11 protein-coding genes are annotated in these 10,805 nt (G+C 73.1%); 4 read left to right on the top strand and 7 right to left on the bottom strand.

The window, feature by feature from the left end:
- Window positions 1-54 precede the first annotated feature (54 nt).
- On the top strand, window positions 55-2,529 hold the full coding sequence (locus tag AB0M79_RS21170; protein ID WP_364216172.1) for a hypothetical protein: 2,475 nt from the start codon (window positions 55-57) through the stop codon (window positions 2,527-2,529).
- A gap of 56 nt (window positions 2,530-2,585) precedes the next feature.
- Here the strand turns inward: AB0M79_RS21170 and AB0M79_RS21175 are convergent, their stop codons facing one another.
- Window positions 2,586-3,554 carry a hypothetical protein gene (locus AB0M79_RS21175; protein WP_364216175.1) on the bottom strand — a complete coding sequence of 323 codons (969 nt, stop codon included), beginning with the start codon at window positions 3,552-3,554 and terminating at the stop codon, window positions 2,586-2,588.
- A 333-nt stretch (window positions 3,555-3,887) separates the two neighbouring features.
- Between AB0M79_RS21175 and AB0M79_RS21180 the strand changes: the two genes are divergently transcribed.
- Complete coding sequence (locus AB0M79_RS21180) at window positions 3,888-4,595, top strand: hypothetical protein (protein ID WP_364216178.1); 708 nt, start codon at window positions 3,888-3,890, stop codon at window positions 4,593-4,595.
- Window positions 4,596-4,685: 90 nt separating this feature from the next.
- Window positions 4,686-5,657, top strand: coding sequence for a TAXI family TRAP transporter solute-binding subunit (locus AB0M79_RS21185; protein WP_364216181.1), 972 nt, complete (start codon window positions 4,686-4,688; stop codon window positions 5,655-5,657).
- Here the strand turns inward: AB0M79_RS21185 and AB0M79_RS21190 are convergent.
- The 6 genes from AB0M79_RS21190 to AB0M79_RS21215 all read right to left on the bottom strand — a co-directional run bounded on the left by AB0M79_RS21190 (window position 5,647) and on the right by AB0M79_RS21215 (window position 9,969).
- Window positions 5,647-7,032: a HAMP domain-containing sensor histidine kinase gene (locus AB0M79_RS21190; RefSeq protein WP_364216184.1), complete on the bottom strand. Its 1,386-nt coding sequence runs from the start codon at window positions 7,030-7,032 to the stop codon at window positions 5,647-5,649. The two genes, AB0M79_RS21185 and AB0M79_RS21190, sit on opposite strands and share 11 nt — an antisense overlap.
- 5 nt (window positions 7,033-7,037) lie before the next feature.
- The gene (locus AB0M79_RS21195; protein WP_364216187.1) at window positions 7,038-7,694 is read right to left on the bottom strand and encodes a response regulator transcription factor; all 657 of its coding nucleotides are present in this window, start codon (window positions 7,692-7,694) and stop codon (window positions 7,038-7,040) included.
- Window positions 7,695-7,846: 152 nt separating this feature from the next.
- Window positions 7,847-8,152, bottom strand: coding sequence for an ankyrin repeat domain-containing protein (locus AB0M79_RS21200; protein WP_364216190.1), 306 nt, complete (start codon window positions 8,150-8,152; stop codon window positions 7,847-7,849).
- A gap of 226 nt (window positions 8,153-8,378) precedes the next feature.
- Window positions 8,379-8,936 carry an SRPBCC family protein gene (locus AB0M79_RS21205; RefSeq protein WP_364216193.1) on the bottom strand — a complete coding sequence of 186 codons (558 nt, stop codon included), beginning with the start codon at window positions 8,934-8,936 and terminating at the stop codon, window positions 8,379-8,381.
- Window positions 8,937-9,239: a metalloregulator ArsR/SmtB family transcription factor gene (locus AB0M79_RS21210; protein WP_364216196.1), complete on the bottom strand. Its 303-nt coding sequence runs from the start codon at window positions 9,237-9,239 to the stop codon at window positions 8,937-8,939.
- A gap of 88 nt (window positions 9,240-9,327) precedes the next feature.
- Window positions 9,328-9,969 (bottom strand): NAD(P)H-dependent oxidoreductase, encoded by a 642-nt coding sequence (locus AB0M79_RS21215; protein WP_364216199.1) that lies wholly within the window; start codon window positions 9,967-9,969, stop codon window positions 9,328-9,330.
- A gap of 105 nt (window positions 9,970-10,074) precedes the next feature.
- On the opposite strand from AB0M79_RS21215, the gene AB0M79_RS21220 reads away from it, so the two are divergent.
- On the top strand, window positions 10,075-10,419 hold the full coding sequence (locus AB0M79_RS21220; protein ID WP_357533601.1) for a helix-turn-helix domain-containing protein: 345 nt from the start codon (window positions 10,075-10,077) through the stop codon (window positions 10,417-10,419).
- The last annotated feature ends 386 nt before the right edge of the window (window positions 10,420-10,805 follow it).

The raw sequence follows: 10,805 nt of genomic DNA on the forward strand, positions 1-10,805 counted from the left end.
CCGCTAGCCTAGGGCGTCAATTACGGTCCAGACCTAAAGTCGAGCGGAGAATCGATGAGACTTTCCCGACACCGACGGCTCCTTCTCGCCACAGCACTCACCGCCGTGGCCGCCATGACGCTGTCCGGCACGCCCGCCCTGGCCGAGCCGCCGGCCCCCGCGCCGCCGCGCACCTCCGTCCAGCCGGGGCACGAGGAGAACCTCGGGCAGACCATGCCCGACAAGATCCTTTCCCAGGACCAGTCCCAGGGCGTCGACGCCGCCGGAAACCCCCAGGTCTACTGGGTGACCGCCGGCAACGACGAGACGACCGCGATGTTCCAGGCCACCGACGTCCGCACCGGCCGGATCGTGTTCGCCGAACGGCTGCCCCGCGGCGTCAACAGTTGGGCGAACACGTTCTCGCCGGCCGAGGGCGCGGTCTACTTCGCCACGACCGAGGGCTTCTTCTACACCTGGACGCCCGGCGACCAGAGCGTCACCGCCATCCCGTTCCCGTACCCCGGGGAGGGGATCTGGCGGCTGGCCGCGGCACCCGACGGGATCATCTACGGCGGGACGTACCCCGGTGGCCGGCTGTTCGCCTACGACCCGGCGACCGCGCGGTTCACCGACCACGGCCAGATCATCCCCGGCGAGACGTACGGCCGGGCACTCGCCATCGACGACGACCACGTCTACTTCGGCACCCAGCCGCGCGCCAAACTGGCCCGCTTCGACCGGGCGACCGGCGAGGTGCTCCAGATGCCGCTGCCGGCCAGGTACGCCAACGAGGAAGCCGTCTACGACATGACGCTCGCCGGCGGCTACCTGCTCGCCCGCGTACAGAAGGTCAACGACCTGCTCGTCTTCGACACCGCCACCGCACAGCTCGTGCACGTGGTGCCGGCGATCGACGGCCGGGCCATCTCCGGACTCGACCCCACCGGGCCGTACGTCTACTACCGCCGGGTCAGCCAGGGCATCGTGCAGCTCAACCTGGAGACGTTCGAGGAGACGCCGCTCGGCTGGCGCCCCAACGCCATCCCCGGCACCTGGGCCTGGATCGACATGCGGTCACCCGACTTCCCGGGCCTGTCGCTGTCGATGACGTTCTACAACGGCCGCGTCTACGTCTACAACCTGCAGACCAAGAGGAACAGGTACATCAGCGAGGCCGGACTCCAGGGCGCGCCGACCCCGCTGCAGGCGCTCGGCGTCGACCGGGCCGGCACCGTCTACTCCGGAGGGTTCCTCACCCCGCCCGGCATCTCGGCCTACAACCCCGACACCAAGGCATTCCGCCTGCTGAACGGCGGCGGCCAGGTCGAGGGCTTCGGCCAGTTCGGCGACGACCTCGTCTACGGCCGCTACCCCGGTGGCACCCTCTACCGCTACGACCCGGCCCGGGCCTGGTCGATGGGGACCAACCCCGGCGAGCCGGTGACGATCGGCCAGGAACAGGACCGCCCGCAGGCACTCGTCCAGGTCGGTGACCGGGTCGTCGTCGGCAGCGTGCCGATCTCCGGCCGGCTCGGCGGCGCGCTCAGCGTCTGGAAGCCGGACACCGGCGAGATCACCGTGCGGCGCGACATCGTCGCGAACCAGAGCGTCGTGTCGCTCGCCGCCCGGGGCGACCTCGTCGTCGGCGGCACCTCGATCAACGGCGGGTTCGGGATCGACCCGGTCGCGTCACAGGCCGAACTGTTCGTCTACGACGTCACGACCGGGACCGTACGCGGGTCCCGGGTCGTGGTCCCCGGCGCACAGTCGATCAACGGACTGCGCTTCGACGACGAGGGTGTCCTGTGGGGCATCGCCGACGGCACGCTCTTCGCCGCCGAGGTCGACCCGGCCACCGGCACGATCGACGTACTGCGGGCGGAGAACCTGTTCGGCCTCGCCCGCACCATGTACGGGCAGGACCGGGCGCTCGCGTTCCGCGACGGCATGATCTACGCCACCTACGGCGGCCGGCTCTGGTCGGTCAACCCGGTGACGTGGAAGGCGCGGGTGCTCGCCGGTTCCGGGGCCGAGCACCTGGTGGCCGGGGTCGACGGCAGCCTGTACTACACCCGCGGCTTCACCCTCTACCGCTGGGTCTTCGACCCGGTCGCGGCGCCGCCCGCGTGCACCGAGACGATCACCGGCGGGCACCGTGGTCCGCTCCAGGTGTCGCGCGGCGTCACCTGTGTGATCGGTGGTCAGGTCAGCGGGCCGGTCACGGTCCGCCCCGGTGCCGGTCTCGTCCTCGACGGGGCCCGGGTCGACGGGCCGGTCACCGCGACCGGCGCCAGTCACCTCAGCACCTTCGACACCGAGGTACGCGGCCCGCTGAGCGTCAGCGCCTCGACCGGCCCGGTACGCGTCGACTCGTCGACCGTACGCGGCCCGGTGACCCTCACCGCCAACCGTGGCGGCGAGGTGACCGTGACCGCCACGACGGTCGGCGGCCCGCTCGCCTGCACCGCGAACACGACGACACCGGCCAACGCCGGCGTCGCCAACACGGTGTCCGGCCCGCGTACGGGGCAGTGCGCGGCACTGTGACCGACCGGTCAGTCCGCCCCGCCGCCCCTCCCCGGGCGGTGGGGCGGACCGACCGTTCAGCGGGGCGGAATCCCGGCCGCCTCGACCTCGTCGAGCAGCCGCCGGGTGAGCGCCAGCAGTGGGGCCCGCTCGGCGTCGCCCAGCCCGGCCGGCCGCCCCGGGTCGACCGCGAACTCGACGGGGATCCGCCCCTCGTCGGCGGCGATCCACGACATCCGCTGCACGTACCCGTCGTAGGGCGGGCGGAAGGTGGCCGCCGCGAACCCGTCGAGAATCCGCGACGGCGCGAACAGTTCGGCACCCGGCTCGTGCGCGGCCCGGAACGCCGTACGGGTCAACGGCGTCGCGGCGGCGGCCAGCCCGACCAGCGCCCCCCGCGCACCCCACAGCAGCGACGGCACGAACATCCGGTCCTCGCCGGTCAGCACCGTGACCCCGGCCGCCACCGCCGACCAGATGCCCGCCTGGCAGGCGATGGCGTCGGAGAGGTGGGCCGGCTTGTACGCGGTGACCGCCGGGTGGCCCAGCACCGCCGCGAGCGTCGCCGGGGCGTACGGGCCGGTGTAGAGGTCGAAGGCGATCAGGTCGAGCCCGCTCGCCCGGCTCAACCGGTCGAGCCGGCGCAACTCCACCCCGGGGTCGTCGCGGGCGGCCGGGGCGACGAGCAGCGCCGTCGCGCCCGCGTCCGCGGCGAGCCGGCCCCAGCGGTCCAGGTCGTCGTGCGGCCACACGGCGGTCACCACGGTCGGGGTGAGCGCCCGGGCCGCCCCGACCAGCGCGGCCCGCGCCGGCAGCGGCAGCCGGTCGCCCCGGCCGGTGTGGACCGCGACGGCCAGCCCGTCGGCGCCGTCGGCGACCACGCCACGGAAGTACGCCGAGGTCACGTCGGGGTCGGTCGCCCCGCGGGCCGTCGTCGGGGTGAGCACGGCCGCGATGAGCGGGGCGGGTACCGGAAACCCGGCCGGCGGCGCGCCGGTCCCGCCGCCCGCACCGGAACCACCGTTCGTCTGATCATCGTTCAACATGGATCCGCCTCCGCCGACCGTACCGGTCAACCACCCATCCTCCCCCTGACCTGGGACGATGGGGAATTGTCCACGGTCGTGCCGGCCTTCCTCAAGCCGGTGCCGGCCGGGCGGAGGCGCCGGGGCGCCGGTGCGTCCGCCAGCGTCACGGTCCGGTCGCCGTCGGTGTCGAGCGGGCCCCGGAAAGCGCTCCCGCGAAGGTCCGGCCCGGCATCGGCCGCCGGCAAACGCAATTTCTTCTCAATGCTGGGCGGAGAGGGTTCCGCTGCGGCCGGCCGGCGGGACACCGTGATGGGCACCACCACGCAGTCGAGCGGCATCCGGGAGCTGGCCATGAGAGCGATCCTTGAACCGCCACCCGCGCCACCGGGCACGGCGCCGGCGGCCGCCGTGCCGCTCGACCGGCCCCGGCTGGCCGGCGCGTTCGAACTGGCCTGCCTGGTCCGGGCCACCGCGCTGACCCGGCCGTCGGCGACCCGGACGATCCGCTCGCCGTGGTTCGGGCCCGATCCGGGCGTCGTCGAGTTCAACGTCGAGGCCGCCGCCCGCCGTACCGCCCAACTGCTGCGCTACCTCGACGTGCCGGCGTACCAGGAGGCCTCCGTCGCCGGACTGCGCCGGCGCTACGAGCTGTACCGGATCATCGTCCCGGAGGCGCACCGGACCGCCTACTCCACCCTCGTCGGCGTCGCCTGGCAGCAGGGCCGGACCTCGATCCTGAGCACCGTCGCGCTCGGTACGACCGCACCCGCCAACACCTGGCGGCTGCGGATGGCCGGCGCGGCCTGGCGCGGCGTCCTGCTCACCGCCGGGCGGCACATGCGCAAGCACATCCTCGGCGTACGGGTCACCGACCAGGACCTCGCCACGGTCCTCGTACGCGGCGCGCAACTGCTCGACGCCCACGCGTCGCTCGTCCGCCGGGGCGGCTCCTTCCTCATCAGCGTGCCGAACGGCCCCGCCGCCGGCCGGCTGCTGCGCGGTGCCCAGCTCTGCGACGCCACGGTGCCCGAATCGACCGCCGGAGGCCGCCAGCCGTAGGACCGAGGTCGCCCTGCTTGCCGAACTGCCGTAGGTTCGGCAGCACTGCCGTGCCGACACCCCGGTCGGCCAGGCGGGAAGGGGCGACCGATGAGCCGATGTTGGCCACGGCGCCGGCCTCGGCCGGGCCGGTGCCGCGCCGGCCTGGCCGCCGTGCTCGCCGCCACCACCCTGCTCGGCCTGGCCGGCTGCACCGACGCCGCCACCGAGCCGATCCGGCTGGACATCGCCACCGGCAGCCGGGCCGGCGTCTACTACGTGTTCGGCCAGGCGTTCGCGGCCGTCATCAACCGGGAACTGCCGCACGTGCGGGCCGACGTCGTCGTGACGACCGCCTCGGCCGAGAACGTCGCGCTGGTCGGCAGCGGCCGGGCCCAGTTGGGCTTCACCCAGGCCGACATCCTGCCGCCGACCGGAAACGAGGTCGTCGCCGTCGCCCGCGTCTACGACGACCTGCTGCACCTGGTGACCCGCTCCGACGGGCCGATCCGGCGGCTGGAGGACCTGCGTGGGCAGCGCGTCTCCGTCGGCGCCTCCGGCTCGGGCACCGAGATCACCGCCAACCGCCTGCTCGACGTCGCCGGACTGGCCGACCGGCCGGGCGACCGGCAGCCCGTACGGCTCGCCTACCTCAACCTCGACGCGTCGGCGGAGGCACTGCGCGACGGGGAGATCGACGCGTTCTTCTTCTCCGGCGGGCCACCGGTCAAGGCGGTCGAGCAACTCGTCGCCGCCATGCCGGTGCGCCTGGTCGACCTGGAGATGTGGACCGAGCCGCTGCGCGAGCGCTACAGCGAGGTCTACGTCGGGCGCGACATCCCGGCGACCGCGTACGGCATCGAGCCGATCAGCACCGTCGCCGACCCCAACTACCTGGTCGTCGGTCCGTCCGTCCCGGAAGACCTGGTGTACGAGCTGACCCGGCTGCTGATGCAGCACCGCGACGAACTCGGGATCGCCCACCCGGCGGCCGGGCGGATGAACCTGCAGTCGGCGATCGCCACCGCGCCACTGGCGCTGCATCCGGGCGCGGCCCGCTACTACCAGTCGGTCAAGCCCTGACCGGCTCGGCGGACTGGAACCACAGCCGGGCCTCGAGCCCGCCACCGTCCGCCCGGCGCATGGTGAGCCGCCCCCCGGACGCGTCGGCCAGCACCGCGACGATGGCCAGACCCAACCCCGAGCCGTCGATGTTCTGCGCGTCCGGTGCCCGCCAGAACCGTTCGGTGGCCTGCTCGAGCTGCGCGTCGCCGAGCCCCGGCCCGTCGTCGCGGACCTGCACCGCGACCCCGCCCTCGGTCGGGACGACCGACACCTCGATCGACCCGTCCGGGCCGCCGAACTTGACCGCGTTGTCGATGAGCGCGTCCAGGCTCTGGTCGAGCGCCGTCGGCACCGCCTGGACCAGCGCCACCGGTGGCGCCGGAAGCAGCGTCAACCTGATCCCGGTACGACGCGCCAGCGGCTCCCAGGCCGCCACCCGCGACTCGGCGACGGCGACCGCGTCGACGGTGACCAGCCGCCGCTGGCCGCGCTCGGCACGGGCCAGCGTCAGCAGCCCGTCGAGCACCTTGGCGAGCCGGTCGGTCTCCTCCAGCGCGAGCTGGTGCTCCTGCCGGCCGTAGTCGTCGGTCAGGCTCGGCCCCAGTTCCTCGACCCGCAGCCGCAGCGCCGTCAGCGGATTGCGGAGCTGGTGGCTGGCGTGGGCGACGAAGGCCCGCTGGCGCTCCATCGCGTCCGACACCGCGCCCGACATGTCGTTGAAGCTGCGGGCCAGGCGGCGCAGCTCGGGCGGGCCGGCCCGGTCGGAGATCTGGGTCCGGCCGTCACCCGCCGCGATCTCCAGGGTCATCGCGTCGAGCACCGTCACCGGCCGCAGCACCCAGTTGGCCATGCCCCAGGCGGTGACCACGCAGGCCACGGCGGCGAGCAGACCGAAGCCGGTGAAGACCAGCAGCCACAGCATCACCGCCTCGCGGCGCCGGTCGGTCGGCGACACGGTGATCACCATGCCGAGCACCTCGCCGCCGTCGCTGATCGGCACCGCGACGACCAGGGGGTCGTCGCTCCACGGCCACAGCTGCTCCTCGGACGCGTACTGCTGCCCGGCCAGGGTGACCCGCATCGCGGCGTCGAGTTGCCCGGTGTGCGGTCGCCGGCTGCCCGACCGCACCGCCGTACGGCCCTCCCGGTCGACGACGGCCGCGCCGATCCCGTACAACTCGTCGTAGCGGCGCAACTCGGCGGTGATGGTGCCGAACGCCTCCGTACGCAGCGCCGGCCGGGCCAGCGCGGCGAACCTCGTCGCGTCGGCGAGCCGGTCCGCCCGCAGCAGTTGGGTCTCCCGGCTGACCAGCGTGAACGCCAGCGGGATCTCCAGCGCCAGCAGCACCAGGGCGAGCAGCAGCAGATAGCTGAGCGCGAGTCGGCGACGCACGGGGGCTATTCGCCGCGCAGCCGGTAGCCGACGCCCCGCACCGACTCGATCAGCCGGGCGTCGCCGAGCTTCGTACGCAGCGAACCGATGTGCACCTCGACGGTGTGCCGGGCCACCCAGGTGGTCTGCCACACGTCGAGTTGGATGCGGTCGCGGGTGATCACCAGTCCGGGCTGGCGGCCGAGGGAGAGCAGGATGTCGAACTCCTTGCGGGTGAGCGTGACCGGGCGGTCGTCGACCGTCACCGTCCGGGCCGCGACGTCGATCCGCAGCCGGCCGGTGGCGATCACCTCCGGTTCCGGAGCGGCGTACGACGCGCGCCGCAGCACCGCCTCGATCCGGGCCTGCAACTCGTCCATGGAGAACGGCTTCACCATGTAGTCGTCGGCACCGACGCGCAGGCCGACGACCCGGTCACGTTCCTCGCCCCGGGCCGTCACCGCGATGATCCCGAGCCGGGCACTGCGTCCCCGCAGGGTACGACACACGTCGAGGCCGTCCCCGTCGGGCAGCGACAGGTCGAGCAGCACCAGGTCGCAGGGCGCGGCACTCAACGCCGCGGCGGCGGTCGCCGCGTGCTCGACGTCGTAGCCCCGGCGGGTCAGCGCCGAGTTCAACGCGGTGGCGACCCGCCTGTCGTCCTCGACCAGCAGAATCCGCATGCGTCAACTCCTCGGGCGGTGCGCCGGGCCAACGGGCGACCTTGATCGTGGCGCGGCCCGCACCCGGACAGCACACTCCAGCGTCAATGATCGCCACTCGCTGGTGACAATTGTCAACACCGACGGCAACGGCGGCCCGGACGGCAGGCTGATCAGCCGTGGCCGGGCCGGCCGTCGGTGGCCGTTGCGCCGGACATTCCGGGACGGGCGGCGAGCAGCAGGTCGGCCACCTCGGTGTGCCCGCCGCGTACCGCCCAGTCCAGCGGAGAGCGGCCGGTGCCGTGGTCCTCGCGCCGGTCCGGGTCGGCGCCGTGGGCGAGGAGTTCACGTACGACGTCGGCATGTCCCCAACTCGCGGCGGCGCACAGGGGAGTGCCCTGATCCCCATGGCCGCTCTCCAGGTCCGGTGCGGCGCCGGCCATGAGGAGCAGGCGGACAGCTTCGCCGGAATTCTGCAACGGCGGCCGCGTACAGCGGTGTGGTGCCGTCCCGATCCGGTGCGTCCGGATCGGCGCCGGCACGCAGGAGCCGCGCCACGGTCCGGGGCTCGGCGGTCAGGGCCGCCTCGACCAGCCGCCGTGCGTACTTCTTCCGCCGCCTGTTGTCGATGCCGGGAGCATACGTAGACGCGGCCCCCGGGTCGTCGGGCACCGGACGCCCCGGCCAGGTGGTCGCGTGGGCGGATCAGCCCAGGGACTCGTCGTAGCGCTGCCGCAGCGTCGACCAGCCGTACTCCCGGGCGGCCTCGCCGACCACCCGGTCCACCTCGTGGCCGTCGAACACCGTGGCGAGTACGGCGAGCGCGACGTGCCAGCCGGCGGCGTACATTCCGCGGCCCGGGTGCTCGTCGAAGGTGTGCTCGAGGGTCAGCAGCGATCCGTCCGGGGTCGGGGCGAGGGTCCAGCGCAGCAGGTGGCTGCCCCAGCGGTGGACGAGTTCGCGCGGCGGGTCGCAGACCAGCACCTCGGCGTCCTCGGGGTCGTCCTGCGGCGTCTCCCGGCTGGTGGCCGGCCCGACGGAGTCGAGCGGTCGGTCCGGCCCGACGGGCGACCAGGTGCGCAACTGGTCGGGCTCGGTGAGTTTCGGCCAGACCCGGTCGACCGGGTGCGGCAGTGCCCTGGTCATCGTCAGCACCCAGCGCCCGGCGACCTCGGCCAGCGTGGCGCCGGTGGCGTCGTCGTCGATCCGTGCGGTCACCGTCGGGTCGGTCGCGGGCGCCATGGGCCGTTCGCGTTCACTCACTTACTTCTCCTCGTCGAGGTCGCGCGCCAGCCGGTCGAAGCTGGCACTCCACATCCGGCGGTACGGCGTCACCCAGGCCAGCACGTCGGGAAGCGGGTCGACGGCCAGCCGGTAGACCCGGCGCCGGCCGGCGACTGTCGCGGTCACCGCGCCCGCCTCGCGCAGCACCCGCAGGTGTTTGGAGACCAGCGGCTGGGGCAGCCCGAGAGCGGTGATGAGCCCGCCGACGTCGTACTCCTCGGCCCGTAGCAGGTCGAGGATGCGGCGCCGGGTCGGGTCCGCGATGAGGGTGAAACCGTCCACCAGTGAATCATGCCTCAGAGGTTATATGAATTTCAAGGCATGTGTTGGTGCCCCGCGGCCGGACGGTCGCCGCGGGGCACCAATGCCGTCAGACCCGGCTCAGCGCGCGGCCGTGCTCGCGCGCCGACGACTCGGCGTCGGCCCGCAGCTGTGCGGCGAGGTCGCGGAAGTCGGCGAGCGCCGGGTTCTCGCCGGCCAGGGTGAGTTCGGCCTCGACCACCTTCAGGTCGAGCTGCCACAGGTCGGCGAGGACCCGCCGGGTGTACGGCGTCGCGTGGTCCCAGCCCTCGCGCGGGGTCCCGGCTCCGTACCCGCCGCCGCGGACCGTCACCAGCACCGCGGGCTTGCCGGCGATCGCCGGCGGAACTCCGGCGGCCAGCCGGGGGTCGGTGATCGCCAGGTCCGTGTACGTCTTGAAGTGCTGGGACACCCCGTAGTTGTAGAGCGGTACGGCGAACAGCAGCGCGTCGGCGGCGACGAGTTCGTCGACGATGGCCGTGGCGAGCGCCTTGGCCGAACGCTGGCCGTCGCTCCACTTCTCGGTGGGGGTCTGTCCCGCGCTGACCGCGTCGGCCCATGCGGTGGCCGGGACCGGCTCGAGTCCGATGTGCCGGCGGGTGACCGGGGCGTCCGGATTGGTCTCGCGCCAGGCGGACTCGACGGTGTCGGCGATCTCGCGGCTGTGCGAACCGTCGATCCGGATGCTGGCGTCCAGGCGGAACAGGGACATGGCGCTCCTTAGGTAACGGACGCGGGAGCACTAGCCGCCCGCGTGGTACTAGCTAAAAGCTAGCATCCTCGGAAGAGCTAGTTCGCAGGCCGTTAACATGAACACATGCGGGCAGGGCAGCACGATGCGGCAAAGGGTGAGTTGCGGTGTGCCGGCGCCCTGGTCCGGGTCTTCGAGATCCTTGGCAAACGCTGGAACGGCGTCATCCTCGCCACCCTGAAATCCGGTCCGGCGAGCTTTTCCGAGATCGCCCGCTCGGTCACCGGCATCAGCGACTCCGTGCTCTCCGACCGGCTCAGCGAGCTGGCCCGGGTGGACCTCGTGATCCGTACGGTGGTCGACACCCGCCCACCCGCCGTCAGCTACGCGTTGACCCCGGCCGGTGACGCGCTCGTGCTCGTGCTCGACGAGCTTGCCGGCTGGGCCGAGGAGCACCTGCCGGACGCCTGACCCGCGCCCAGGCCACCCGCTTCGACGATCTGGCCCGCGCCCACGCCACCCGTTCCGACGATCTGGGCGTCAGAGACCCTATCCCCGGCGGATAACGTCCCTGACGCCCAGATCAACGAGGTTGCCCCTCGGCCGCAGCAGCCGATCCGGACATCTGGGCGGTTCGCGGGCCGATCGTGACGTCTGTCGGCCGGCTGCCGGGTGGAATGGCCGCCGGGTCGGGGGCGTTGTGCATGACCGGGGCCGAGGTGGCAGCACTCTGCCAGCCGCCCGGCGCCCCGCCTGCGGGCTGGAATGGCCCGGGCCGGCGGTGCGTTACACCCGGTCCGGACGTGAGCAGCACCCCCCGCGCCACGTCCGTGAAGGTTTTGCCCCGCGTGAGAGGC

Origin of the sequence: Polymorphospora sp. NPDC051019 (assembly GCF_040683055.1) — a bacterium.
Classification (GTDB): Bacteria; Actinomycetota; Actinomycetes; order Mycobacteriales; family Micromonosporaceae; genus Polymorphospora; species Polymorphospora lycopeni.